A 25,524-nucleotide genomic window follows, 5' to 3' on the forward strand; every position below is an offset into this window, starting at 1 on the left:
CAACATCCGGACAATCTTCCTCTCAGTGGAGTCGCTAAATTCGTGGGGCGATGTGCAGACCTTAAAAGGCTGCACGAACAATTGCAGCAATCTCAAGGTATTGCTATTACTGCGGTGACAGGGATGGGAGGGATCGGCAAAACCGAACTTGCTCTCCAATATGCCCGATATTATAAGCAAGAATTCTATCCGGGAGGTTTGTGTTGGTTACCTGCACGAGATGTAGATATAGGTCTTGAAATCGTTAATTTTGCCCGGGTGTATTTGCAAACAAAACCTGAAAAGGATCTAGCTTTAGCAAAACGAGTTGAATATTGTTGGAGGGAATGGCCGATCGCGGGAGATATTTTAGTCATCTTGGATGATGTTGCTGACTACAACCAGATTAAATCTTTTCTCCCTCCAGATAACCCACGTTTTAAGGTCATTATTACAACGCGATCGCAAACTCTCGATCGCGAGTTAAAAAAGTTAAAAAAACTGGATCTAAATATCTTGGGAGAAGATGCAGCATTAGAGCTATTGCAATCTTTCATTGGTCAAAATCGCGTTACAGCAGAGTTGCAAATAGCACGAGAATTATGTCAATGGTTGGGCTATTTGCCTTTGGGATTAGAGTTAGTAGGGCAGTATCTGGACGAATTGGAAGACTTGTCTTTAGCAGATATGAGAGTGCGTTTGGAACAACAACAAGATTTAGATTTTGTGGAAGATACCATAGAAGCAACCGAGCGAGGAGTTCGAGCAGCATTTCAGTTGAGTTGGCAAGAATTAAATACAGTAACGCAGGAGTTAGCAATACAGTTAAGTTTGTTTGCTGCGACTCCGATTCCATGGGAAGTGGTAGAGCAGTATAAAGTTGGTATCGATTCAATATCTTTAGATAATTGGCGAACAAAATTAGTGAAACGAAGTTTATTAAAACGAGAATCCAAAAATTTGTATCACCTTCATCCATTATTACGACAATTTATTATCAGTAAGAGTCTTAGTTATCCTACCATTAATCAATGGAGACAAGAATATTGTCATTTAATCAATTCAATATGCAAAGATATTTCAGAATCAACAACATCATTGGAAGATCAAAAGTCTTGGATTCTCGTTCCTCATATATCTGAGTGTATAAATCAAAAATCAGAATATTTGGATGACGAAGAAATAGCAAATATATGCAATACATTAGGATGTCTTTATAGAAATCAAGGTAATTCCCAAGAAGCAATTTCTCTGCATAAGAAATCTCTGGAAATCAGAAAAAAAGAATTGGGAGAAAAGAATCTCAAAGTTGCTGATTCTCTCAATAATTTAGGTCTTGCTTTTAAATCATCTGGTGAATTTGATAAAGCTGAGTCTGCTTATGAACAATCATTAGAGATTCGGAGAGAAATACTGGACGGTAATCATCCAGATATAGCAGAGAGTTACAATAACCTTGCAATGTTATATACCTCAACAGGAAAATATCCTGAAGCACACGAATATTATAGAATAGCTTACGAGATTAGAAAAGAAATATTTGGAGAAAAACATCCTAAAACAATTACTACTCGTGATAACTTTGCTGCTTGTTACTATAAAGAAAAAAGATATGCTGAAGCAGAAAGTATATATACTCAATTAAGACCGATTGCACAAGAGGTTTTAGAGGAAAAGCATCCCGATTATCTTAGAATTTTGAATAACTTTAGCCAAGTATATTCAGATCAAGGAAAACACAAACAGGCAAAGATTTTGTTAGAGGAGTGTATCACAATTCAGAAAAGTATTTGGAAAGATCATCCTACAGTCGCAACGAGTCTGAATAATCTTGGTGCTATTTACTATGATTTGAAAGATTTTGAAAATGCAGAATCTTTGTATAAAGAATCATTGGACATGAGGAAACGAATGTTTGGAAATAGACATATCGATATTGCATATAACTTAAATAATTTAGCTAAGTTATATCAGGATCTCAATAAATTCAAACAATCAGAACCATTATACATAGAAGCACTTGATATCGCAAAAAATATCCTTGGTATCGAACATCCAGTCACAAAAATAATACAAAGTAACTTAGAACAACTTAGAAGTAGTTTTCAAGAGAATCAAGATTCTCGATCCTGATGGGATACTTCCATTAGTGTAAAACCAGCCCAATGAATGGGATCTCGATATTCGGGTATTGCTTTAACTTTTAACATAGCTTGTCGCAATGCTCGAGCCTCGTCGATTTTTTGACCGGACTTTCCTTGAGCCTGCATTTCCTTGTAGAATTCAAGCATTAACATTTGCGTGGGGCGATCGGGTACAGACCATAAGGAAACAACAACGCGAGGGACTCCTGCAAGACCAAATGAAAATGGCAGTCCCAGAATGGTACTATCAGTTACAACGCCTTGACCTGTATTACAAGCACTCAAAACAGCTAATTTTGCATTCGATCGCATATTTAAAATATCTGCTGCGCTAAGAAAAAAATTAGACATCACAATTTTTCCGGGAATCGAACCGTTGGTTCTGATAATATGACGTGCTACTTTTTCTTGACTGTCGTACCAGAAGTGATACCAGACTCCACGAGAGGATGAATTAGCATTTGCATCTCCTTCAATTCTGTAGACATACGAATTTTCCTCTGATGTTTCTTGAACCAGCATGAGATCGACGGGTGTTTGAGAATTAAACAGTCCATGAGTCGCGAAATGCAATATATCTGCCGAAAGCATACCTTCCTTGACTGCATCGAGAGTCGCTTTATCTCTCATGAGCGGTCTACCTCGAGTTAATAAGCCAATTTCCAACGCTTCTTTGTGCGCTCCGGGTAACGGAGGAACTTGCTGGGAATCTGGATTCCCTACAATGAGAACTTGTTCGCGTTGTGGGAATTTCGTTAGAGAGGGTCTATCCTTGTTTAGACTATTGAAATTCACGGCTACTCGAACTGTATGGCGATCGATCAACGAGATTCCATTTTCATCTTGTAAAGCGACAAAGGGAACGGAGAATAAAGAACCTTGTGGTAAGAAAACAACCTGCTCTTCTGGATTAGATGGTAAAAATTCCCGCACGGGTTCAATTAAAAGGTGATGTAGCTTTTGGAGATTGGCTCTTTGTTCGTCCTCTGTCGTAATTCTATCTTGAATGTTATCTGAATGATCGGATGCAATGCGGAGATTCAAATCTCTCAATGCTTGTATTAATGCTTTGTCATCTTCACCGCGATCGATATATCTCGAAGTGGAGCGCAAAGTTTTTTGGACTAAAGATTCGAGAGAGAGAGCTTCTTCTGATATTTGAGTTTCCTTAAAATAAATATCGCCTGAAGGACGAATTACCCAAATCAGAATTTGAGATGGAGAAGGAACAGAATAGTAAACCAGTGTTGAGTTTTCATCTTTTGCAATATCCTTAATATCTGCAATATTTAAGTTTTTCGGACTTAATAGGTCTGGGATATCTGATAGGTCTGAGATACGAGCGCCTGTAAACTGATAATTTTGTACTCTGCTATCTAGTGCATAAGCTATAGCAGGTATTACTCGAAGTAATTCAAGGTTACGACTTAGCTCGGCAATTTCTAAAGCTAGTTCAATTGTGCTTTTCTTATTTTGATTGGCTAAGGACTGCTGTAATTTGCGTAGAATTTTAACTTCGATTTTATGAGTATCTTCAATATCTTTAAATGTGTAATTTGGCCTATTATTTCTCTGTCGAGCATCTTGTCTAACAGCTTCTAAGAGTCTTTGACTAAAATATCTAGAAGTTAGGAGAGCAAAATCGACAACTCCATTTCCTTGAGCCAAGTGATTGACTGCTACCCCATGTAAATAGTCTAGGGATTCATTAATTTTTGAACTTCCAACCAGTCCGGAGCTAGTCGTTCGTACAGTACGAGTAAACCATATTCCTAGTATATTAACACCGCTTTCAATCACTCGTGGTTTGGGTACGCGAAAGTTTAAAGTGCCAATATTGCTACTTCCAAGAGCTTCCCACGCATTTCTATATGAATTTTCTGCATCAGAATAATTACCATTTTGATAAGATAAATCTCCTTCATTTAAATATCTAATAGCTTGCCTAATTTCTGGTATAGTTTGAGACGGGTTTTGTGCTAGGCGATCTATAGTAGATTCCAGAGACAGATCGGAAGTTTTGTCAAGTTCTTCATTGACATTTAGTTTTGCAACTGCATTGCCTCCGAAAAAAAGCAATAAAGATGTAGATATAATTAATACTCTCTTAAAATACATAACTTCCACGATCTAGTAAAAAAGACTTACTCCATCTTAGCATTATTACACTAATCTTATGGAGAGTAGAGCATAATGACAAAGAAACGATCGCAAATTTGCGATCTCAATACTCGTTTAAGTATTGCGAAGGGCGATCGCTCATGATCTAACGAGATACTGACAACTTTTAACTATAGCAAAATTTCCCCAAGAGGTGCGATCGCTTTGGCAATCTTTCTACTCGATCGCAATATTTTCCACAAATAATAACTCTTTACCGCGATCGCGATATTTCATCCCATAAACCTGCAATTCATAATTTCCCGGTGCTAAATCTACCAAAGTCCCATTAATGCTATAGTTGCAAGAACAACGACAATAATTGCCCTCATTGCGTTCGACAATCGTAATAATATTATCGTTCACTTGGCTCTCTAATTGAATATCTGCACAACAGACATATCCCAAACGATGAGAAAATAAAACCGTATTTTTACTCACTTCAATGCTAATATCCGTAGGATAAAACTCATCCTTTAAGTTCTTCTGGGAACACGATCGCAAAAAGTCATCCTCACAACCACTCACCGCAAACGTTAATCGCGGTAATGTTGTCGCCATTTCCGATGAGGTTTGACTGCGAACGGTTAACCCGAAACCCGAAACTAATAGCAAAGCTGGCGTTAACAAAGAAAGGAGATATTTCTGCACGATATCGATCCCCGAATAATAACTGACCTCTGATTTAACTATAAACTACAAATATCTCGATGACTATTTTTATGTCATCGAGATATTTGCAAAGCGTAAACGAGAGATGAAGAATTCCAGAAAAAGGATGAAGAATGAATAAAGAACTTTTAGCAGGATGAGAGAAAAAGGATAAATGGTAAATTTTCCTTCCTTCCCATTCAACTTTTAACCCTCAACATTTTCTCCTGTTACCGATAAATCATCAACCCAGATGCGCGGACAAACTCCAGACGGCGTTAATTCGGGTTCTTTTTCCACGTAAATGATAGATTTGAGAACTTCGCGAATATCACCTGCAACCGTCCCCGAGTCGATGCTGATGCGATCGCCTTTATTCATCAACCAACCATCAAAGGGTAAGGAAAACGATCCTTGTAGGGAATTTACACCTGCATGGAGGGCATTTAATTCATCAATTAAGATAATATTTTCCTCTTCTTCGAGTTTATATTCTCGTTCGGGGGATTGCCCTTGAAAAACATGGTAAAAATGAGGACTGACGGTAATTTTTGCCCCTAAATTAGCGTGTCCTGTCGGGACTGCATTCATTCGTTTTGCCGTTCCCGCACTATGGAGAAATCCCGTGAGAATGCCTTCCGTAATTAGCGGAGTGCGGCGAGTGGGAGTACCTTCACCATCAAAGGTTTCCACCGCAACATTATCCGGATGCAGCGCATCATCGCAAACGGAAAGTAAAGGAGAGGCGATCGCTTCTCCTAAAGATTCGGGAGTGGAAAGACTTTGCTTGTCAAGGATACTTTGGGCATTCATCATGTTAGAAAATGCACCTAACAGACTCAAAAAGGCTTCAGCAGAAAAGACGACGCGATATTTTCCCGACGGTACTTTTTGATAGTTGAGATGGCTGATAGTTTTTTCCGAGGCTTCTTGCACGCAGTCGGCGATCGCTAACTTCTCCATCCCCTGACTCATGCGAAAACTGCCAGCACTGCGAGGCTTTTTCCCTTCTTCTTCCGTTTTCGTGTAAAGATACACCATTGCATAGGTGCGTCCTTCTTCTCGTAATGCCCCTTCGCTATTGAGATAAAAGCGATCGCTATCCTGTTGGGATAAACTGTTATAAGGGACGCTTTCGATCGCCTCATGAGTCTCTACTAATTGCTTTTCTGCGTCGAGTAACTTGTCAATTAACTCAGAAACAGCAACTTGATTTGCCTTATCGTATTTAACATCAGGTAGGGGATTTGTCGCTTCGGGGCTAAAATCGGGAATATTTTCTTGAACCCCAAAGAAACTCGCTTCGCAAGCAGTTTTCAACGCCAACTTAATGCCATTGCGATCGACATCCGTGGTACTCGTTACCCCGACGGTATCATTCTCATTCCAAACCCGAACAATCACGCTAGAACGATTAGAGGCTTTGACTTGTTTCGGTTCGCCGCGATCGACCTGTACATTCGTCGAATCGATCGACGATCCATAGATATCGTACTTTTTAATGCCTAGCGATCGGGCAATATCTCCCGCATAATTGGCTAATTCTCGAACTTGGATCATTTTATTGTTGCTTGTTTACTGTTCACTGTTTACTGTTTACTGTTCATTGATTTACCTGCCACCAACGGTAATCGAATCAACTTTAATATGAGGCTGTCCGACGGTGACGTAAATGCTGCCGCTAATGGAACCACAAAAACCCGGTGCGAGGCTAAGATCGTTGGAACACAAAGAAATTTTGTTCATAATTTCCTTTGCTTCCCCAATTAAAATAGCCCCTTTGAGAGGTTTGGTGACTTTCCCTTTTTCAATTAAATAAGCCTCATCAACACCAAAGTTAAATTCACCGGTAGGACCGACGCTACCCCCTCCCATTTTCTTACAGTAAATACCTTTATCCACAGAGGCAAATAGTGCATCAAGACCGTATGGACCCGGAGCAATGTAGGTATTCCGCATCCGAGAAGCTGCCGCATAAGTATAGTTTTGACGGCGACCGCTACCCGTGCGAGGATGTCCGGTACGCATGGATCCGGCGCGATCGGCAAGGAAGTTTTTCAAAATACCATTTTCAATCAAAAGAGTGCGTTGAGTCGGCATTCCCTCATCATCCATATCGAGAGTTCCAAAAGCATCTTCCGATCGCCCTTCATCCCAAGCCGTTAAATTTTCGTGGGCAATTTTTTCGCCTTTTTTATCAATAAAAGGAGTCGTTTTCCGTTCGATTTGGGTTGTCTCTAACAAGTGTCCGCAGGCTTCGTGAAAAATAACCCCCCCAAAATGATTGGCCATAATAATCGGATAAGTTCCCGATTCTACATAGTCGGCATAGAGCATTTTCCCTGCCGTTTCTGACAATTCTTCGGCGGTTTTTTCGTAACCCCAATTCCTCAAGAAATCCGGATCGCTGGTGTCTCCATCTCGCAAGCCGTTTGAAGTCCGATGTTCTCCATCGGCGCAGAGTAAATTTGAGCCGACAGTCTGAGTGAGGCGAATGTCTCGAGCAAAAGTCCCATCACTGGCAGCAATCATCACTTCTTGCCAGTCACGAGAATAAGCACTACGACGAGATTGAACGTGAGAGGCTTTCTTGTCCAGTTGGTCATTCGCTGCTAGTAAAATATCCCCCATTTCCTGCATGGCACTACATTCAGGCAGCCATTTTTCTTTATCTTTGGCGGCTGCATAGTCCCGAATCATGTCAAGGTAAATTTCGGGAACATAAGCATTGGGAGAAGGAAGATTCAATCCTAAAATAGAAAGCCCTTTTTCTAAAGCAGACTTTAATCCCTTAAATGACAAATCGTTAGTGCTAACATAACAGTCTCCATTACCGCGAAAGACTCGCACGCCAGCACCGGTTGATAATTGGGGGCTAATACTGGTAATGGCATCTTGTTCGGCTAAGCAACTAATATAGTTCTTACGTTCTAGAAAAATTTCGATAAAATCCGCTCCGGCTGCCCGTCCGAGTCCGAGAAGTGTTGATAGTGGGGCTTCCCATGTAATATCAAAACATTCTGGAGTCGAGAGATATTTGAGGGCGGGCAATTCTTTTGTGAGTAGAAGCGTGCTTGGAGACATAATAAGTAAGCTAGACTAAAGGTTGATTAAGTTACAAACCCTTCAATTGCGAGGAATCTCGGCGATCGCCAATTGATAAGGAGAATTTTGCTCTCATTTTTTTAATTAAATCCGAGAAATTGTCCTCAAGAGCGATCGCGCTCTCTCCAGTCTAGCAAAATCCCATCCTTTGCCAACCCCACTCAAGTTGTAGTATTGCAAATTACGAATTAAATCAAGCAAATAGGGAATGAAGAAATAGAAACAAAAATTGCTCATTGTTCATTGATAATTGCTAATTGTTCATTGCTAATTGTTCATTGTCCAGCGCTTGGTGTAGCTGCGCTAATTCTTCAAGATAGTGATAGAGTGCCATTTTCTGTGCTTCTAAGTCTGCCAAAATATTATCGACTTCTGTTTCTCGCGTTTCCCTTTCCTTCAACAGGCGATCGAATTCAACTAAAAAACGGTTAATATATTCATTAATTTGTTGTTCTGCATGGCCGAAATCTTCACCCACTTGCTTTTTGATTGCCCGTTCGACAACGATTAGACTACCGGAGGTTTGGGCATCAATTTCATATTTAATCGCAACGATGGTTTGACGCAAATCGATCTCGAAATAAGAACGGCGATCGTCTACTTGAATATCAACTTCATAATCTCGACAAAATGCTTGTTTTCGTTCTCTCGTCCAGCGCGTATAATTTTCGGTTTGTTGTTGAACTTGGGTATCAATTCCTTGGAAATCAAAAACCAACATTTGAATGGGATTAATGTTCATAGAAATATCGAGCGCTTCTCCTAGATATTTCGAGAGTTCGTCAGAAATAGTTTGCACATTTTCCTGAATTTGTGCGACTAATTCTTGTCTAATTAAGGTTCCATCGCGAGAGAGTTTATCTTGTGTATTCGTCCACCAATCTTTAATGAGAATCGCACAAAAACGGTTGATATCTTTCTTGATTTGTTCGACTTCTTCTTCTGTTTCGCACCGAATTTTATAGGGGTTTTCTTCATCCCCTAAAAGATCGTTAATCACTCTCTTCAAAGATTCTGCTAATCTTTTTGGGACGGGAAAGCGGGTATTTTTTTCAGTTTCTTCTTCAATATCGGGTTCTTCTGTTGGGTCGGGAGAAATCGTATAATCAGAAAAACGATAATGAACAAAAATTTCAAACTCCTGCTGAATGGTTAATTTTGCACGTTCGGCAAAGTCGGTAATTTCCCATTTAAACTGTTCGATTAATTGTTTTTCTTGTTGTTCCACCAGTTTTTTTACGCCGCGAATTTGCACGATCGCATTCTTAGCCAAGCGTTTATATTCTTCCATCTTTTGGCGCAAGGGTTTAATTTCAATTTTCCAGCCACTAATACGGGTGTTAATGACATCTTCCACTCCTTGTCCGGCTTTATTGAGTTTGGCAATGACATCGCTTAATAAATTCCAGCCGGCATTATCAACGACTTCTTGCACGACGGCTTTTTCAATAATCGGAATTAAACTATCTTTTAAGGCTTGAGGGGCGATTTTTTGGGGGGAAGGAACGATGAAGTCACCGTCAGGAGTTTCTCTTGCATATCGCCCTCCAAAAAAGCGCTTGAAGTTCCGTAAATGAACGTCTGTTGCGAGTCCTCGTTGAATCATTTTTGCAAGCAGCCCTTGCCATGCACTGGTAGGATAAACAATGGGTTCGGGAATGCCAAATTCTTTTAATGTTCGTTTGAGATCGTCAATAACATGTTGAATAGGACGATCTTCTTCAGTCTTGCGATCGATTTTATTGAGAATAAAATAAATTGCCCCACGATTGCGATTTAAAAAATCGCTGCGTTGTTCGATTAAGTCCCGAAGAAGCTCTGAATTCGTGTTATCTTTAAAAGAAGAATAATCGAGAATAAAGAGAACAACATCGCAATTGCGGAGAACTTCAAGGGCGGTTTGTTTGAGAATGATGCTATCAAAAGAGCCATCTTGCCACTCATTCGGTCCTGGGGTATCGACGAGGGTAAAGCCCTTGAGTGCCGAAATATTTCCGATCGCATCAATGGGATATTCCAACTCGAAACGCTTGACGCGATCGCGGTTATCCGTTGCCCGGATCAAGTGGGTGCGTTCGAGAAAATGCTGGCGAATGATCCGTGCATCCCCTTCAGCAACAAGGACGGGCTGTTTTTGCCGTTCCCGATATTCCAGCAACCTCGGAACTTCTCCAGCCGAGAGAGGACGCACATCAGTTCGACACACCGTGCAAGATTCGGTTTCACTGGCTAATACATCCGCACCAATTAACGCATTGAGAAAGGTACTTTTGCCTGCTTTCATGGCAGCAATAACCGCTACATGATACTTTTGTTCTCGCAAGGCCGTTAATGCTTTTCTCGCCTCCCCTTCGATCGCCTGCAAGGTTTCTGCATCATCTCCTCGGGCGAGTTCTTCTTCTCGCAACTCTTGCAAATACTGCACGAGTCTCATTCCTGTATCGTAGATACTTTCGTAAATTTCTTGAAACCGTTGAGAAGACATGAATGAGGTTGAGGTAAAGGTTAATTCGCAATTATTATTCTGTTTCTTTGCTAAAGGCAATTTGAATGGCGAGGGCGAGTAATCCGATCGCGGCGATCGCAAAGATAGCTGTTGCTAATGTAGCAAGTCCTGCCACCAAAGTTCGCACGGCAACGGCAATATTTAAAGCGGTTTGGTTGGTGGAGGGTAAGGGTTTTTCGGCAAAGGTATTGGCGATCGAGGTGGTCAGCAAATAGAGGGGGAAGGCGAAACCCCCTGCAGTGACAGCCCCAATTACGCATTGTAAGGGGGTTAAAGTTTTGCGATCGGCAGTGGGAGGAGAATCGCTCATAGAGAGTGCATAATAAACTATTCCTATATTTTAGGGGGGATTGGAAAGATAAGAAGACTGGAAAAGAAGGGAAGTGCGATCTCAATCCGAGTGAGAATGGATATAGCACGACGATGACTGATTAGGACACATTTCTCTCTCTGTGTTTCTCTGTGACTCTGTGGTTCATTTTGCGAGATCGATCTCAAGCTCATTTTTGGCTAATCTTTGGGCATAACTTTGGAAAGAATGCGATCGAAAAACTCCAGTTAGTTTTCAGTAACATCTCGATCGTCTGGAGTGATGAGTTGGTCTAATTTTTCTAAAAACTCTGCTCCTAATTGAGTGAGCATAAAGCATTCAGTTAAGTTAATAAAATCTTTATCTGTCTTGGCATAATTACTAGCCTTTTCTATATCAGAAATATATCGATATGGAGGCTTAACTTGAATCAAATTTGAGTCTCTCAATCGCCTCAGAGTTGTTCCTGCCATTTGAGTGACATAAAATTCAGCAAACGCCTTATCTGTACTGTGTCCTTTCAGAGCTTCCAAGATTGCTATCTCGTTGGGTAAGAGCACTAATCGATATATAAATCGTTGAACTTTATCGATTTCTTCCTGTTGCTGTTTTAATAAGTCAATTTGCTGTTGTTGAAACTTTGTAATATTATCTTGGGCTTCATCGACTTTATTCTCTAAATTTCTGAATTTAGCCTTGAATCCTTGAAGTGAAAAATCTAAGGTTTCAAATATTTTTGAAGATTGAGGATGAAATAAAAAAACAATAACCAGTAGCATAATATCAGATAATGCGAGTTCGGGAATTTTTATCCGATCGAGAGTAATTTTTTCGGCATTCGTTGAATGAGGAAAAATAGCGATTCCTGTTTGCACGACTGGCAAAACAATAACTTTAAAAGTTAAATAAATAAGAACGAGTGTAGAGGCAATCGTTAAGAAGGTAAAACGCTTTTTTGAGGTTTGTTTATTTATTTGTTGATTAGACATCGCAATTGACTTTCCAAACTGCAAAGATTCTGCAAGAGCAAACGCCCGATTGTTAAATTTTACTGTAAAGAGCGCGATCGCCGATCGTGAAATCACCGATAATTAATAACCGATAACGAATAACCGAATAACTGAAATGAGCTTATTTAACAGCATTCTCGGCGCGATCGATAACCCCGATCGCGCAGCCAGTCCCGACGGTCTCGGGGCAATTCTCAACACAGTACAAAGCCTCAGCCAAGCTAATCAAGCCAACCCAGAAAACTTGCAATCTGCGATGTCTATCGTCGGGAAATACGTGCGTTCCAGCTTACAGGACAAGCGAAATAATGAAGGAGACGCTAGCGCCCAAGCCATTGTGAATCAATTTAGCGGCACCAGTCCCAGTCCCCAAGTCGTGCAAATGCTATTTTCTCTTCCGCAGGTCGAACAAATTGCGGGAGAAGTAGAAAAGAAAACCGGCTTATCTGCCAGCATGATGCAGGCGATGTTACCCAGTTTAGTCCCTCTGGTGTTGCAATTTCTCCAATCCGGGACAGATGCGCGAGATCCGCAAAATAATGCCGTCCTGACTGCCTTTCTCGATGCTGATGGCGATGGGGATGTGGATATTGCCGATGCGATGCAAATGGCAAGTCGGTATTTAGGACAATAGGTTTCTTGAAGCAAAAGAAAAGCGATCGCGACATCCATTAACAAGATAAAGCGATCGCTGATTGTCTGGGAAATTAATCAACGAATTGATTAATTTCCCCCATTTTCCAGTGCTTCTGCGGGAACGAGTTTGACATTTTTAGCCAAACCTAAAATTTGCAATAATCGAATTGTTGCCCAAGTGAGATCGATTTCCCACCATTTCAAACCATGACGAGCAGAATACTGATAAGCATGATGATTGTTATGCCAACCTTCGCCATAAGTGACTAAAGCAACCCACCAACAATTGCGAGAAGCATCGTCAGAGTCAAAAGTGCGATAACCAAACATATGCGTGGCACTATTGACAAACCAAGTACAGTGAAAGACGACAATCAAACGAACAAAAATTCCCCAAATAACGAAAGGCCAGCCTCCCCACCAATAGAGAAACAACCCTAAAATAACCTGAAGAGGAATGAAAAACTTATCTAAAAATCGAAAAACTGGGTCATCTAGATCTTTGGTATAGCGAGGGATATCTTTATCGGCTGGAATGCTATGAAGCATCCAATTCATATGACTCCACCAAAATCCCGCATTAGAATCGTGGGGATCCGCAGCCGTATCGGAATGTTTGTGGTGAATGCGATGCAATCCCACCCATTCGATTACACCTCCCTGACAAGACAAGGTACCGCAAAATGCAAAAAAATACTCCAACCATTTTGGAGTCTCAAAGCTGCGATGGGTTAAGAGACGGTGAAACCCTAACGTAATGCCCAAACCTCCCGTAACCCAATGGAGAACGACCGCGAGTCCTACAGCTTTCCAGCTAAAATTTCCCGGAAGGAAAGCCAATAACGCCAAAAGATGAAGGGATCCCATATAGATAATCACCGTCCAATCCCAAGGCAATTTCTTTGATGCTGCAACAGTCATGCAATAACCTAAAAATTCGACAAAACGAAAAGTAGACCTCTATTATTCCCAAGCCAGAATTTTCAGTTAATTCTCAAGTAAATTTATATTTCTAAAATTGAAATAAATCATTAAAGATGCTATGGAAACAAAAAGGGTACTGTTTCTGATTGTTTCCGGAATTGTCCCTCGGGTCAAGTCAAATCGCCAAAAAAGTTTGGCTGAGACAGTTTTTTGCTCAAAACGAGGCATCGATCGCGAGGTCAAAGGCAAAAATCGGAAAGTTTTCTTAAATTGAGATCTGGCGATCGCGAGGTGAGTTGCAACGCCGATTGGGGTTTTACAGGATTTTATCAGTAGTTTGGCGGGGACTCGGCTGCGAGATGATGAAACAACGTTATTTTTTTACAGTTTGGGGTTTGCGGAGAAATCTCCTCAGATCTCAAGAGGACAAGCAAGAATGGCTCATTATCTCATTTTAGAATCTCGAGATCCTTACGATTCTGGAGATTGGCAAAATATGCAGCAGATTGTTAAAGATATACAGGCTCGGGGCAACGGCGTAACCTTGTTTTTAGTCCAAAATGGAGTAATTCCGGCTCGCAAAGGCGATCGCTACTCTAATTGCTTTGCCGAACTGCAACAATTGGGCGTTACGATTTTAGCAGATGATTTTGCCCTCAAGGAACGCGCGATCGACGAATTGGCCTCGGGGGTAAATTCTGCCGATATGGATCGCCTCGTACAACTGTGCCTGCAAGCCGAAACAAAAACTATCTGGCACTAAGCCATTTAACATTCAAACAAGGAAAAATAATGACAGGAAAAACACTGGCACTGGCCATTATGGATGCACCTTACGAGTCGGCAAATTCAACGACAGCATTACGCATCGTTCACAGTGCCTTAAATCAAGGCCATAATGTAATGGTTTTTGCTTATGAAGGGGCGGTCAATTTAACCATGAAAGACCAGAAACCTCACGCCAATGGTATTAAAGGGACAAATATAGAAGAAGAAAATCACCCGCTCACGAAAGATTGGATCATCGCACTTTTTCGATTGGCAGAAGAAAAAGGCGTAATTTTAGATTGGGTCAATTGTGGCTTGTGCGTGGACGAACGTGGGGCGGGAAATTGGATCGACGGACCTCGGCGAGGCGCTCCTAAAGATTTTATTGAAGCCGTACAAAATAGCGATGGCGCACTGGTCATCCCCACGCGCTAAAGGAGAAATACATGAAAGTTTTAAGTATTGTCGAATCTGCCTATCGCGGCACCATTGAAGAACAAGATGATACCATTCTTTGGTTGAATCATATTTTTCAGAATTCAGGCGCAGAAGTGACGGTATTATTGCGCGGAAACTCTGTGAATTATTTACTGAAAAATCAAGACGCATCCGGCTTATATTTTGGAAAGTGGAAGCAAACCAATCCACCGGAATTGGCTGGGGATTTAGCCAGTATGATTGCCAAAGGAATTGCCATTTATGCGATAGAAGAAGACGTGCGCGATCGCGGTCTTCCTCACGATAAGTTTATCGCCGGAGTTCAACTCATTCCTTTGGGAAAAGTGGCCGAACTTTGCGATCGCGCCGACCAAGTCTGGCATTGGTAATCTCAAATCATTCATAATGGCAGATTTAACAGTCCTGAGAGAAGCGGAAAAAGAACTCGCGCCAATATTTTTAGAAATTGACGCTCGTGTGAAGCAAAATTTGCAAAAGGTTTTGACCGCTTTTCGCCACCATCGAGTCGGAACTCATCATTTTGCTGGGGTAAGCGGTTACGGTCACGGCGATCTGGGACGAGAAACTCTCGATCGCGTTTTTGCGGAGATAATGGGGGCGGAAGCGGCGGCGGTACGAGTACAATTTGTCTCGGGAACTCATGCGATCGCTTCGGCTTTATTTGGGGTGCTGCGTCCGGGAGATGAAATGCTCTCAGTCACAGGGCAACCTTACGATACGTTAGAAGAAGTTATCGGCTTGCGCGGAAAGGATCGAGGGTCTTTAATGGATTTTGGCGTGAGTTATCGACAGTTGGAATTAACTCAAGAGGGAGGGATTAATTGGGATACTTTAAAAACCGCGATTTGGGATAAGACAAAGTTAGTTTTTATTCAGCGATCGTGCGGCTATTCTTGGCGCGAAAGTTTATCGATTGCAGAAATTGAACGCATTATTAGTTTGGTCAAAAAACAAAATCCCGAGACGATTTGTTTGGTGGATAACTGTTATGGCGAGTTTATCGAAGAACGAGAGCCAACATCAGTCGGTGCGGATTTAATTGCCGGTTCTCTGATTAAAAATCCGGGGGGAACGATCGCAACAGGAGGCGGTTACATTGCGGGACGGGAGGAGTTAGTCGAATTAGCTGCTTGTCGCCTCACTGCACCGGGAATTGGTAGTGAAGGCGGGGCGACTTTTGACCAAAATCGCTTATTATTCCAAGGCTTATTTTTAGCGCCGCAGATGGTGGGAGAAGCCGTCAAAGGCAGTTATTTAATTGCTTCGGTTTTCGATAAGTTAGGCTATCCTGTTAACCCCAAACCGTTAGTCCCTCGCCGGGATACCATTCAAGCGATACAACTGGATTCTCCCGGTAAGCTGATTGCTTTCTGTAAGGCGCTGCAAGGGGTTTCTCCAGTAGGTTCTTATCTAGATCCCATTCCGGCGGCTATGCCGGGGTATGAGAGCGATTTGGTCATGGCTGGAGGGACGTTTATCGATGGCAGTACGTCGGAGTTTTCGGCGGATGGACCTTTGCGAGAACCTTATTTTGTGTTTTGTCAGGGGGGAACCCATTGGACTCATATCGCGATCGCTTTGGAGGCGGCGATTGTTGCGATCGGGATAGAGCAATGAGAGAGAAATCTCAATGTTAGGCAACAGCATCAATTTGCGCCGCTAACGACCAATTGTCTATCGAAACTAAATCGTAAGATACACGGCGCTTTTTGCTTAATTTTCGACTGGAGCGTAGAAAGTGCCTTCGACTTCAACAATGTCATCCTGATTGAGGCGATCCACCTCAATAATCGTGCGAGGTGGATAAGGAGCATCTCCCCAAAGTTCTTTCTGAATCTGATTCACAATTGGGCGATGGCGATACATATCTGTTACATATACCACCAGTCGCACTGCATCTTGCAGGGTAGCCCCTTCCGATTCAGCAATGAGTTGCATATTTTTAAATGCTTGTCGCACTCGACCTTCGGCATCGGGTACTAGAGCATTGGTTTGCGGATCGATACCCCGCATCCCCGCGACAAAGACAAAATCTCCCGCTCGCGTGCCTAAACTCCAAGTGGCAGTTGGAATAATTCCGCCTTCGGGGGTCAAGACTCTAACGCCGTTGGGAGATACTTGAGCGTTAGCAGCTAATGGTGTTGCTGTGACGACTAGAGTCGCGATCGCAAGCTTTGAAAAAGCTATCAGTTTCATAAATTTCAGTTTTATCGCACCAATGAGAAGTATAGGGAGTTGCGAGAGACATTATATGTATTCCTCGATACAGAAAATTGTTAGTTGTATGGGTTTAAATTTCACCTTGTTTCTGCGATCGCTTTCAAGCTGACGCAGAAACCTTCTCTTCTTAAGTCCACTTTTTTGAGTTTTTCATAAAACGAAGGCTCTCTCTGATGCAAGGATTTTTGCAACTCTTCAAACTGCTTTTCTCCTTCTTGCAGATAGCGATCGATCGCTTCTCGGTTGGCTCAATAAAATGCGATCGGCGATCGCTCGTTATTCATCAGGATTTGCATTTGAAGGAATTTGGCGATCGAGTAGTGCTTGGAAAGTGTCGAGAGATTCTGCGATCGCTGCCTCTTGAAAAAGTCGAGTGAGAATTGAATCATCCTGAATTTGCTCGAGCAGATTTCCGAGTTCTTCTGGTAAAGATTCAAAACGAAAGTTTAGTATCTTAAGAATTAACTCTCGACTTTTACGAAGGGCTCCTTGTTCGAGTCCTTGTTCGAGTCCTTCTTGATGCGCTTGGCGTTCGATGTAAGTAACAAATGACATTTGATTTTCCTCCTCGAAACGTCTGATTTCTGTTTGAAATCCTTGCTGAATGGGTTCTGGCAGGGTCATCATCCAGTCGATGAGCCGATATAATTCTAGGATATCTTGTCTTTGATAGCCCCGTTGATAGAGACCCTTGGCAATTCTCAGTTTCTCCCGATAACGACCATTCGGATCGTTTTTGGTTTGCTGGGTTTCTCGGTGTGCTGCGACGATAATCGCAAAGGGATTTTCGCTCTCTTCTAAAGTTTCGGAAGAGTAGTCCAGTAGTTTTACCGTGGGAAATTGCAACAGGACGCGACAACTGAAAATCTCGTAGTTATAACGATCGGGTCGCCAAGATTCCCGTTCGTCGGCCAAGATGGCTAAACTGAGGACTTGATGGCGATAGCGATCGAAAATCCGGCTATTATAAATGTACATTCGTTCGGGAAAAACGGTTTGAGCTTGGCTTTGAACTTCGATATGAATCAAAATCCAAGTTTCCTCGCCGTTTTGCTGCCAAACTTTCACCAATTTATCGGCATCCCTGCGTCCGGTTTCGGCATCCCGCACGATCTGCTGAAATTCCTTATCTAAGAACTCATAATCTCGATTCCAGTCAAGTCCGTCGTGTATGTTGGGAAAAAAGAAAGCCATGAAGGGTTGAAAATAGTAAGAAATGGCTTCTTTCCAAGGGGAGTCATATTCTGCACGTTGGTCGGGTTCGGTCATTTATCAAAAAAGGAGATCGCTAATTTATTGATTATCGGTCTTAAACCAACCTTCAATTGTTGTTGTTCGAGCGGTTAAAGATCGATCTCGATTCTCTCACTTTATTTTTGGCAATGCGATCGCTTTATTCAAATTAACAACCGCACTCAGTCCCCTCAGTCGTCTAATTTTCAATAAAAAATAGGATAGACTGAATGATAAGGTCTATCCGAAAGGAGGTGATTCTATTGTCAGACTTGTTGAGTCTGTTTATTCAGGCGCTTATCCAGCTATTGATTGAAGTGGCCGCTTCAATCAATAGCTGGATAAGCCGCGATCGCTAGATCGTTATGTTGTTTACTTAGGGACTGGCTCTTAAGAGTCAGTCTTTTTTTATGCTAACTTGCCATCACTATGTAACTTCAAGTAACCCCAAGTAACTCCAAGTAACCCCAAGTAACTCCAAGTATATACCAACCGTGCCTATATGGGGGCATAGATGCTTATATATAGGCACGGATCGATTACAATTTCCCCTAATTTTCCAGTCATTAAGAGAATTTGGGCTGAAGACTCAAACAGGCGATATGCCGTAATTTTGCTACAATTAAGCGTTAGGTTATCGAGAGAGTAAGTATGACAATCTCGCTGGAAATTGCACCGGAACTGGAAAATAAATTGCGACAAACCGCCGCCAAAAAAGGAACGACCCTAGAATCTTATTTGACCGATTTAATTCAGCGCGATTTAAAATCTTGTGAAGAGATTGGAATCGGTTTACCCAAAACAGAAGCGGAACTACTCGAACAAATTAACCTTGGATTATCAGAGGAGATGTGGCAAAAATACCATCTTCTGCTCGATAAACGTCGCGCAGAAATCTTAGAACCGAACGAACAACAAGAATTAATTGAGATTAGCGATCGCATTGAATTGGCAAATGCTCGACGCATCGCAGCTTTAGCGAAATTATCGCAAATTCGCGGAGTAGAAATCGCCGTTTTAATGGAAGAACTCGGAATTAAAATGCCATCTTATGAGTAAATCTGCAATTAGTTCTAAAATTAAACAAATTGTTGCAGAACGTGCGAATCGATGTTGCGAATATTGTCAAAGTCAATTGCGTTATTCTCCGATCCGTTTTCGGTAGAACATATTATTCCCGTAATTCGCGATGGAACGAGCAATCTTGATAATTTGGCGCTTTCTTGTCAGGGTTGTAACAATCGCAAATACACGAGTATTGCAGCCAACGATCCCGTTACCGGGGAAATGGTATCGTTGTACAATCCTCGCCAACATCAATGGCAAGAACATTTTACTTGGACGGACAATTATTCACAGATTCTCGGTCAATCGCCTATCGGTCGCGTAACTGTAAAAAAATTGCAATTAAATCGCGAAGGAGTAGTCAATCTACGAAAAGCGTTGCGATCGCTCGATGAACATCCTCCGATAACTTCTTCCCCTGAACTCAGAGAAAATAGACAATGATTCAGATTTTGTTGCGATCGCAATAACAATCTTTCCTTAAACAGGTTGCAAAGCCTGCACAGACTGACTGAGACTCACCTTAACTTTCCCGTCATCATCCACATCGACCGTCACCCGATCGCTCGCCTCAATCCCCTTAGACAGAATCGCCTCAGCCAAACTATCCTCGAGAAAGCGCGTAATTGCCCGACGCAAAGGACGCGCCCCATAACTGGGATTGTATCCCGCCCCGACGACCAAATCCTTAAAGGCTTCTGTTACTTCTAAAGTAATATTGTGCTGACTTTGCAAGCGATCGCGCACATCCCGCAACAAAATATCGGCAATTTGCTTCACTTCTGGCTTAGTTAACTGACGGAAGACGATAATCTCATCAATACGATTGAGAAATTCGGGACGAAAATGCTGTTTTAAATCATCCGTTACTTTAGCGCGAATTCGTTGATATTTCGCTTCGTTGGCATCCTCCATCGATTCAAAACCCATACCCGCGCCTCCCTTCTCGATCGCTTTAGAGCCGAGGTTGGAGGTCATAATAATCAGGGTATTTTTAAAATTCACCTTACGTCCGCGAGCATCAGTTAAATGCCCATCATCCAGCATTTGCAGGAGTAAATTAAACACATCGGGATGGGCCTTTTCAATTTCGTCAAATAACACGATGGAATAAGGCTTGCGTCGCACGGCTTCCGTGAGTTTCCCTCCTTCATCGTAACCGACGAAACCGGGAGCCGCGCCGATGAGCTTGGAGGTTGTGTGAGGTTCCATAAACTCCGACATATCGACTCGGATAAGATGGTCTTCCGAACCGAAAAGAAAGGTCGCTAAAGCTTTGGATAATTCGGTTTTGCCCACCCCCGTCGGACCGGAGAAAATAAAACTGGCAATGGGGCGATCGCGACCTCCCATCCCCGTCCGCGATCGCCGTACCGCACGGGCAACCGCAGAAACAGCTTCTTCTTGACCGATCACCCGTTCGTGCAGTTGTGTTTCAAGGTGCAGTAGCATTTCCGACTCGGTTTCCGCCAATTTAATCACCGGAACCCCCGTCCAAGTCGAAACAATTTGGGCAATTTCTTCCTCATCAACAATCGTCGGGACGGCTTCGGCTTCTGGGGCAAATTTCTGCTGTCGCGAATGGCGCACTCGCACCCGAGATCCGGCTTCATCAATTAAATCGATCGCCTTGTCGGGAAGGAAGCGATCGTTAATGTAGCGATCGGCTAAATTGGCCGCCGCCGCGATCGCCTTATCAGTAATCGTGACCCGGTGGTGTTTTTCGTAACTCGAGCGCAGTCCCCGCAAAATCTCTACGGTTTCCTCAACAGAAGGTTCTCCCACCAATACTTTTTGAAAACGCCGTTCTAAGGCTGCATCCCGTTCGATATGCTTGCGATATTCATCTAACGTTGTCGTCCCCAAACATTGTAACTCTCCTCTCGCCAAAGCAGGCTTGAGCATGCTAGCCGCATCAACTCCGCCACCAATGGCCCCGGTGCCGATAAGATTGTGAATTTCATCGATCGCTAAAATAATATTTCCCGCCTTCTTCACCTCTTCAACGACAGTTTTCAAGCGTTCCTCAAATTCTCCTCGGAAGCGAGTTCCCGCCATCAAAGCCGCCATATCGAGGGCAATGACTTCTTTGCCTTTGACCAACCCCGGCACGTCATCGCTGACAATGCGTTGGGCCAGTCCTTCCGCGATCGCCGTTTTCCCCACTCCGGGTTCTCCCACCAAAACGGGATTATTTTTCGTGCGGCGACCGAGAATTTGCAGCACCCGTTCTAACTCATTGCTCCGTCCCACCATGGGGTCGAGTTTGCCCTCTCGTGCCAATGTCGTCAAATTGGTGCTGAAATCGGCGAGGTTGGCAGACATCTCCCGCATGCCGCCAAAAACCCCCATTTCCGGATTCATATTTGCTCCCGCCGCCGCCGTTTCTCCCATGCGGCGGACGATTTCCGTGCGGAGTTCCTCGCGATCGATGCCGAGTTGTTCTAAGACTTTCATGGCCACGCTTTCTCGTTCTTTGGCCAAAGCGAGCAATAAATGTTCGGTACCGATGTAAGTATGCCCCAACTGTCGAGCCTCATCAAAGGCTTGCTCGAAAATCTTTTTCGCTTTTGGGGTAAAAGGTAAATTGGGGGGAACGTAACCGGGGCCGCGACCGATATAGCGCTCGACCGTACTTCTCGCCTCTTTCAGCGTTACACCCATATCGCGAAGAATTCGGGCGGCTAAGGCTGTGCCTTCACCAATTAAGCCTAAAAGAAGTTGTTCTGTACCCACAAGATTGTGACCCGTGCGGCGAGCTTCTTCTTGAGCGAGCATAACAGCTTTTATAGCAGTGTCTGCAAAATGTTCAAACATAGGACTTTAGGGGGTTTAAGTTAAGAAATGGTGACTATTTTTTATTTGCTGGTTTTACTTTAGCGATTCCGGAACGATCGCGGAAAGTCGAATAAGCCGTAAACCATGAGTAGGGTTGAAAATCGGAGAAGCCAGAGAATTCGTTAGAGAAATCGTTCTCACTTTTGAAAAACCGATCGCTCTGCAATTAGGAATAATAATCAGTCAATATCTTAGCAAATAGGGCTTTTCAGCCCAGTATGCCGAAAAGATAGTTAGGGATGCGACTGCTGCCTATTCGGGGCGGCGAGCGCTATCTTTATTGTACTCGTTCTCAGTACAAGACAAAAAGAGGAACAAATTGAGAAAAGCATTAAATTTGCGATCGAACCCAGTAAAAATGTTGTGGAGATCGTCGAACCCATGATGGAAGAAGTATCAATGGGCATCTGTACCAAGTTCGCGAGAATCCGTGCTATTTGCCTTAATTTCGGACTCAAACCACTCGAAAAAAACGGCTTCTATCGTTAAAGACTAACGATAGAAGCGTTGATATCGCATTAAGTCATGAAAATCTAACAAACAAAGCGATCTTGCAAATCATAGAGGATTATGAGAAGCGTTTTCAACTGCCTACAACAGATGTATTGAACTATGGCTGCGAAAAACTCGTGCAAATGTTAAGTAATCATTTTCCCAAGGTCAAGCAAAAAATCAATTCAAGAAGTTTAGAAAAAATTCCTGTATTAACAACGAGGTAGAAGTAAAATACTCAGAAAAAATAGATGAAAGCGTTAATGCCAAGAGTAGAAATTGCTCTATCGCAAATCCGAGATAATGCACGAATCCTCTCCCAACTTTACGAACAAAAAGGGATTTCTTTGATGGGAGTTTCCAAGGCAGTACTAGGAGAGCCTTTGATTGCGGAGGCGATGATTCAAGGGGGGGGGTAAAATTTATCGCCGATTCTCGCATTGAAAATATTCAAAAGATGAAAAATGCTGGGATTGTCACTCGGTTTGTTCTTCTCCGCACTGCCTTAAGTCAGGCAGAATCTGTTGTTAGCAATGCAGATATTAGTCTAAACACGGAAATTGAAACGGTCAAGGAACTCTCTCACTATGCCCGAGCAAATCATAAGATTCATCAAATCATTGTGATGGTAGAGTTGGGAGATTTGCGGGAAGGAATTCTTCCTCATAACCTTTCTCAATTTATCAAAAAAACCCTTTCTTTTTCTCATATCAAAATCATTGGTATCGGCTGTAATTTGGCTTGTCATGGTGGCATTAAGCCGGATAGTAAAAATATGACTCAATTATCGCAATTGGCTAAGGCGATTGAACAAGAATTTCAGATCGATTTAGAAATAATTTCCGGCGGAAATTCGGCAAATTATAAATGGTATCAGTCCAGCCGAGAAGTCGCGAGAATTAATAATTTACGCTTAGGGGAATCGATTCTTTTAGGTCGAGAAACTGTCAACCGAGAAGTGATTCCGGGTTTGCATACTAATGCTTTCCAGTTAGTTGCTGAGGGTGCATCTCAGTTTTGCAACAACACCAGAATCGGAAGCTAAAACCCTGATTCTACCGTTGTCTAAATTATCGATTTACAAATTTGAGATGCACCCGTTGCTGAAGTTATTGAATCCAAAGAAAAGTATTCTCTCCCATATGGAGAAATCGGTCAAGACGCTTTTGGTGATATTCCTGTATTCCAAGATCGAGGCATTCGTTGGCGAATTATTATTGCTTTGGGAAGACAAGATATTCTGGTATCTGGCTTAAGACCCATTACCAATCTGAAAATATTAGGATCGAGTAGCGATCATCTCATTCTCGATAGCAACAATCATCATTTAAAAGTTGGCAGTGAAGTTAATTTTAACTTGGATTACGGTGGGCTTCTGGCGGTAATGACTTCTCCTTTCATTCAAAAGCAATTTAGCTGCCCTGTTTCAGAATATCGTTTAGGGAAAACTATCGCGGAGAATGTCCATTCCGATTAAGGTAGCCATTGGGGATTAAAACCAATAAACGGTAATTCTTCTAATTGAGGAGGGGCATCCGCTTCCTCGAGAGAGGCTGGAGGTATGAGCAACCAGAGTTTGCCCGAGGCGATCGCTTCCCCAGAATTGGTTTTGAGGACATTCTCCTCGGTGAGTTCGGGATCGACGAGGGTTTGATCGAAAATCAAGCCCAAAGCATCGGGGGAAAGGCTGAGATTTGTATCTTGATATTGGGGTAATGTGGTGAGAGGGACGACTTTTTTGCTGTCGAGATCGATCGCGGCAATATAAGGTTGTTCTACATATTCAACATCTTCAATTAAGTTAGTCAGCACGCAATAAAGGCGATCTCCCGAGGCGGCAAATTGACAGTTGAGAATCGAGCCTTTGGTATCAAAAATCTTTTCTTCGCGGCCTTGATTATTGACTAAATAGAGCGATCGCGTATAGAGCAAATCGGGATTATTGCGATTAAAATCCACCATCGCCGCCGAGGTTCCATCGGGGGTAAAATCCAATACCATGCCAAATTGGGCGAAAAAGCCCAAGGGTTCGACATCGGGTTCCGGGGAAAGCAGAGCAATGCCTTCGCCTTGAGCGCTGGCAATGGTTTGATTGTCGGGGGCGATGCGAAAAACGCCGCCGGGGGGATTATTTAAAGGAATCGGGGGGTTATCGTTGCGAAGAACCCACAGCCCGGCATCTTGAGGATCGTCCCGCTTAACGCGCTGGACGACCAGCATCTTGCCATCGGCAGAAAGATCGAATTTGAGGATTTGATATTTTTCATTATCTAATACGAGGTCAATCTGTTGGGCAAGATCGCGATCGCTTTCTCGGCGATCGGCAGAAAGTCCGGTGGTGACGCGATAGAGTTTTTGCTCGAGAAGTCCATCTTTGGTAATTTGGCGATCGGCGGCACCGAAGAGAATGGATTGACCGTCGGGATAGGGTTCAAATTCTGTGACAACAAGATGTTGAGGCGTTAAGGGGATTTTTTCTTGTTGGGTAAAATTGTAGAGAATGAGCCGACCTCTCTCTGTTCCTTCCAAGCCAATATAAGCGAAAACGCGATCGGGGGTGGCGAATTCTGCTTCAAAGGGTTGCAGGCGTTTTCCCGGGCGATCGCTACCCTGAAATTTCTCGGTTGCTCCTTGGAGTTCGATGCGGTATGTATTGCCGTAGGGGGCGGGAAAGTCGAGAGTATAAGCCATTCTGCGCCCTGCCCAGCTAATTTTACCCGGTAAGGGGTTTTCGACCTCTGGTGCATCGGGAAGGGTAATTTTGAGGTTATTGACGACGCTTTCTCGGGCCATCGGACGGCTGAATTTCATGACGAAAGCGGTATCTTGGACGCTGACCACGCGATCGCCCCAACTAAATTCTCGGACTTTCGGACCGGTTTCGATCAAGCAGCGATCGCCCCAACATAACCAACCCCCTAAAATTAATAAAGCGGTAATGGCTGTCAGGATCGCGATCGCAATAATGGCAACGCGATCGATGGCATATAAATCGATAAATTGTTTTTTCATGACAACAAATTC

Annotated in this window: 21 protein-coding genes and 3 pseudogenes; 11 read left to right on the forward strand and 13 right to left on the reverse strand. The window is 42.9% G+C overall.

The window, feature by feature from the left end; all coding sequences use genetic code 11:
- The first annotated feature begins 42 nt into the window (after nucleotides 1-42).
- Nucleotides 43-2,112, forward strand: a complete 2,070-nt coding sequence (locus tag AC6RV6_RS21990; RefSeq protein WP_500243024.1) for a tetratricopeptide repeat protein — start codon at nucleotides 43-45, stop codon at nucleotides 2,110-2,112.
- Here AC6RV6_RS21990 and AC6RV6_RS21995 read toward each other — a convergent pair.
- The 8 genes from AC6RV6_RS21995 to AC6RV6_RS22030 form a co-directional block, all read right to left on the reverse strand.
- Nucleotides 2,094-4,241 (reverse strand): CHAT domain-containing protein, encoded by a 2,148-nt coding sequence (locus AC6RV6_RS21995; RefSeq protein ID WP_500243025.1) that lies wholly within the window; start codon nucleotides 4,239-4,241, stop codon nucleotides 2,094-2,096. The genes AC6RV6_RS21990 and AC6RV6_RS21995 overlap by 19 nt on opposite strands.
- Nucleotides 4,242-4,460: 219 nt before the next feature.
- On the reverse strand, nucleotides 4,461-4,934 hold the full coding sequence (locus AC6RV6_RS22000) for a hypothetical protein (RefSeq protein ID WP_500243026.1): 474 nt from the start codon (nucleotides 4,932-4,934) through the stop codon (nucleotides 4,461-4,463).
- A 207-nt stretch (nucleotides 4,935-5,141) separates the two neighbouring features.
- Nucleotides 5,142-6,494, reverse strand: coding sequence for a TldD/PmbA family protein (locus AC6RV6_RS22005; protein WP_500243027.1), 1,353 nt, complete (start codon nucleotides 6,492-6,494; stop codon nucleotides 5,142-5,144).
- Nucleotides 6,495-6,545: 51 nt separating this feature from the next.
- A complete protein-coding gene (locus tag AC6RV6_RS22010; RefSeq protein ID WP_500243028.1) occupies nucleotides 6,546-8,018 on the reverse strand; it encodes a TldD/PmbA family protein in 1,473 nt (490 codons plus the stop codon).
- 105 nt (nucleotides 8,019-8,123) lie between these two features.
- The gene (locus tag AC6RV6_RS22015) at nucleotides 8,124-8,276 is read right to left on the reverse strand and encodes a hypothetical protein (protein WP_500243029.1); all 153 of its coding nucleotides are present in this window, start codon (nucleotides 8,274-8,276) and stop codon (nucleotides 8,124-8,126) included.
- 16 nt (nucleotides 8,277-8,292) lie between these two features.
- Entirely contained in the window at nucleotides 8,293-10,524 is a 2,232-nt protein-coding gene (locus AC6RV6_RS22020; protein WP_500243030.1) for a dynamin family protein, read from the reverse strand.
- A 34-nt stretch (nucleotides 10,525-10,558) separates the two neighbouring features.
- Complete coding sequence (locus AC6RV6_RS22025) at nucleotides 10,559-10,855, reverse strand: DUF3082 domain-containing protein (RefSeq protein WP_500243031.1); 297 nt, start codon at nucleotides 10,853-10,855, stop codon at nucleotides 10,559-10,561.
- A gap of 248 nt (nucleotides 10,856-11,103) precedes the next feature.
- Complete coding sequence (locus AC6RV6_RS22030) at nucleotides 11,104-11,844, reverse strand: hypothetical protein (protein WP_500243032.1); 741 nt, start codon at nucleotides 11,842-11,844, stop codon at nucleotides 11,104-11,106.
- A 136-nt stretch (nucleotides 11,845-11,980) separates the two neighbouring features.
- Between AC6RV6_RS22030 and AC6RV6_RS22035 the strand changes: the two genes are divergently transcribed.
- Nucleotides 11,981-12,499, forward strand: a complete 519-nt coding sequence (locus tag AC6RV6_RS22035) for a hypothetical protein (RefSeq protein ID WP_500243033.1) — start codon at nucleotides 11,981-11,983, stop codon at nucleotides 12,497-12,499.
- Nucleotides 12,500-12,588: 89 nt separating this feature from the next.
- Here the strand turns inward: AC6RV6_RS22035 and AC6RV6_RS22040 are convergent, their stop codons facing one another.
- On the reverse strand, nucleotides 12,589-13,422 hold the full coding sequence (locus tag AC6RV6_RS22040; protein WP_500243034.1) for an acyl-CoA desaturase: 834 nt from the start codon (nucleotides 13,420-13,422) through the stop codon (nucleotides 12,589-12,591).
- 439 nt (nucleotides 13,423-13,861) lie between these two features.
- On the opposite strand from AC6RV6_RS22040, the gene AC6RV6_RS22045 reads away from it, so the two are divergent.
- Genes AC6RV6_RS22045 through AC6RV6_RS22060 form a run of 4 tightly spaced genes read left to right on the forward strand, consistent with a single transcriptional unit; the run spans nucleotide 13,862 to nucleotide 16,269 of the window.
- Entirely contained in the window at nucleotides 13,862-14,188 is a 327-nt protein-coding gene (locus AC6RV6_RS22045; RefSeq protein ID WP_500243035.1) for a DsrH/TusB family sulfur metabolism protein, read from the forward strand.
- 29 nt (nucleotides 14,189-14,217) lie between these two features.
- Entirely contained in the window at nucleotides 14,218-14,628 is a 411-nt protein-coding gene (locus AC6RV6_RS22050; protein WP_500243036.1) for a DsrE/DsrF/TusD sulfur relay family protein, read from the forward strand.
- An 11-nt stretch (nucleotides 14,629-14,639) separates the two neighbouring features.
- Nucleotides 14,640-15,020 carry a DsrE family protein gene (locus AC6RV6_RS22055; protein WP_500243037.1) on the forward strand — a complete coding sequence of 127 codons (381 nt, stop codon included), beginning with the start codon at nucleotides 14,640-14,642 and terminating at the stop codon, nucleotides 15,018-15,020.
- A 16-nt stretch (nucleotides 15,021-15,036) separates the two neighbouring features.
- On the forward strand, nucleotides 15,037-16,269 hold the full coding sequence (locus AC6RV6_RS22060; protein WP_500243038.1) for a methionine gamma-lyase family protein: 1,233 nt from the start codon (nucleotides 15,037-15,039) through the stop codon (nucleotides 16,267-16,269).
- Nucleotides 16,270-16,365: 96 nt separating this feature from the next.
- On the opposite strand, the gene AC6RV6_RS22065 is transcribed toward AC6RV6_RS22060, so the two are convergent.
- Together AC6RV6_RS22065 and AC6RV6_RS22070 are read right to left on the reverse strand one after the other, a co-directional pair.
- Nucleotides 16,366-16,848 (reverse strand): RidA family protein, encoded by a 483-nt coding sequence (locus AC6RV6_RS22065; RefSeq protein WP_500243039.1) that lies wholly within the window; start codon nucleotides 16,846-16,848, stop codon nucleotides 16,366-16,368.
- A gap of 300 nt (nucleotides 16,849-17,148) precedes the next feature.
- A complete protein-coding gene (locus AC6RV6_RS22070) occupies nucleotides 17,149-18,141 on the reverse strand; it encodes an RpnC/YadD family protein (protein ID WP_500243040.1) in 993 nt (330 codons plus the stop codon).
- Between the two features lie 615 nt (nucleotides 18,142-18,756).
- On the opposite strand from AC6RV6_RS22070, the gene AC6RV6_RS22075 reads away from it, so the two are divergent.
- Together AC6RV6_RS22075 and AC6RV6_RS22080 are read left to right on the forward strand one after the other, a co-directional pair.
- Nucleotides 18,757-19,164 (forward strand): hypothetical protein, encoded by a 408-nt coding sequence (locus AC6RV6_RS22075; protein ID WP_500243041.1) that lies wholly within the window; start codon nucleotides 18,757-18,759, stop codon nucleotides 19,162-19,164.
- A 63-nt stretch (nucleotides 19,165-19,227) separates the two neighbouring features.
- A complete protein-coding gene (locus AC6RV6_RS22080; protein ID WP_500243042.1) occupies nucleotides 19,228-19,614 on the forward strand; it encodes an HNH endonuclease in 387 nt (128 codons plus the stop codon).
- 36 nt (nucleotides 19,615-19,650) lie between these two features.
- Here AC6RV6_RS22080 and AC6RV6_RS22085 read toward each other — a convergent pair whose 3' ends face one another.
- Nucleotides 19,651-21,987, reverse strand: coding sequence for an ATP-dependent Clp protease ATP-binding subunit (locus tag AC6RV6_RS22085; protein ID WP_500243043.1), 2,337 nt, complete (start codon nucleotides 21,985-21,987; stop codon nucleotides 19,651-19,653).
- Between the two features lie 509 nt (nucleotides 21,988-22,496).
- Here AC6RV6_RS22085 and AC6RV6_RS22090 point away from each other — a divergent pair.
- The 3 pseudogenes from AC6RV6_RS22090 to AC6RV6_RS22100 form a co-directional block, all read left to right on the forward strand.
- Nucleotides 22,497-22,727 (forward strand): annotated as a pseudogene (locus tag AC6RV6_RS22090) (DUF1611 domain-containing protein); the annotation flags it as partial.
- 24 nt (nucleotides 22,728-22,751) lie between these two features.
- A pseudogene (locus AC6RV6_RS22095) lies at nucleotides 22,752-23,494 on the forward strand (alanine racemase); the annotation flags it as partial.
- A gap of 105 nt (nucleotides 23,495-23,599) precedes the next feature.
- Nucleotides 23,600-23,977 (forward strand): annotated as a pseudogene (locus AC6RV6_RS22100) (alanine/ornithine racemase family PLP-dependent enzyme); the annotation flags it as partial.
- On the opposite strand, the gene AC6RV6_RS22105 reads toward AC6RV6_RS22100, so the two are convergent.
- A complete protein-coding gene (locus AC6RV6_RS22105; protein WP_500243044.1) occupies nucleotides 23,974-25,512 on the reverse strand; it encodes a hypothetical protein in 1,539 nt (512 codons plus the stop codon). The pseudogene AC6RV6_RS22100 and the gene AC6RV6_RS22105 sit on opposite strands and share 4 nt — an antisense overlap.
- Between the last annotated feature and the right edge of the window lie 12 nt (nucleotides 25,513-25,524).

It is taken from the genome of Spirulina sp. LEGE 11439, from assembly GCF_059821285.1.

What these genes read in the sequence shown, in the direction of transcription:
- AC6RV6_RS21995 (WP_500243025.1), bottom strand. Translation starts at nt 4,241, where the DNA reads ATGTATTTTAAGAGAGTATTAATTATATCTACATCTTTATTGCTTTTT.
- AC6RV6_RS22005 (WP_500243027.1), bottom strand. Translation starts at nt 6,494, where the DNA reads ATGATCCAAGTTCGAGAATTAGCCAATTATGCGGGAGATATTGCCCGA.
- AC6RV6_RS22010 (WP_500243028.1), bottom strand. Translation starts at nt 8,018, where the DNA reads ATGTCTCCAAGCACGCTTCTACTCACAAAAGAATTGCCCGCCCTCAAA.
- AC6RV6_RS22015 (WP_500243029.1), bottom strand. Translation starts at nt 8,276, where the DNA reads ATGAGCAATTTTTGTTTCTATTTCTTCATTCCCTATTTGCTTGATTTA.
- AC6RV6_RS22020 (WP_500243030.1), bottom strand. Translation starts at nt 10,524, where the DNA reads ATGTCTTCTCAACGGTTTCAAGAAATTTACGAAAGTATCTACGATACA.
- AC6RV6_RS22025 (WP_500243031.1), bottom strand. Translation starts at nt 10,855, where the DNA reads ATGAGCGATTCTCCTCCCACTGCCGATCGCAAAACTTTAACCCCCTTA.
- AC6RV6_RS22030 (WP_500243032.1), bottom strand. Translation starts at nt 11,844, where the DNA reads ATGTCTAATCAACAAATAAATAAACAAACCTCAAAAAAGCGTTTTACC.
- AC6RV6_RS22035 (WP_500243033.1), top strand. Translation starts at nt 11,981, where the DNA reads ATGAGCTTATTTAACAGCATTCTCGGCGCGATCGATAACCCCGATCGC.
- AC6RV6_RS22040 (WP_500243034.1), bottom strand. Translation starts at nt 13,422, where the DNA reads ATGACTGTTGCAGCATCAAAGAAATTGCCTTGGGATTGGACGGTGATT.
- AC6RV6_RS22045 (WP_500243035.1), top strand. Translation starts at nt 13,862, where the DNA reads ATGGCTCATTATCTCATTTTAGAATCTCGAGATCCTTACGATTCTGGA.
- AC6RV6_RS22050 (WP_500243036.1), top strand. Translation starts at nt 14,218, where the DNA reads ATGACAGGAAAAACACTGGCACTGGCCATTATGGATGCACCTTACGAG.
- AC6RV6_RS22055 (WP_500243037.1), top strand. Translation starts at nt 14,640, where the DNA reads ATGAAAGTTTTAAGTATTGTCGAATCTGCCTATCGCGGCACCATTGAA.
- AC6RV6_RS22060 (WP_500243038.1), top strand. Translation starts at nt 15,037, where the DNA reads ATGGCAGATTTAACAGTCCTGAGAGAAGCGGAAAAAGAACTCGCGCCA.
- AC6RV6_RS22065 (WP_500243039.1), bottom strand. Translation starts at nt 16,848, where the DNA reads ATGAAACTGATAGCTTTTTCAAAGCTTGCGATCGCGACTCTAGTCGTC.
- AC6RV6_RS22070 (WP_500243040.1), bottom strand. Translation starts at nt 18,141, where the DNA reads ATGACCGAACCCGACCAACGTGCAGAATATGACTCCCCTTGGAAAGAA.
- AC6RV6_RS22075 (WP_500243041.1), top strand. Translation starts at nt 18,757, where the DNA reads ATGACAATCTCGCTGGAAATTGCACCGGAACTGGAAAATAAATTGCGA.
- AC6RV6_RS22085 (WP_500243043.1), bottom strand. Translation starts at nt 21,987, where the DNA reads ATGTTTGAACATTTTGCAGACACTGCTATAAAAGCTGTTATGCTCGCT.
- AC6RV6_RS22105 (WP_500243044.1), bottom strand. Translation starts at nt 25,512, where the DNA reads ATGAAAAAACAATTTATCGATTTATATGCCATCGATCGCGTTGCCATT.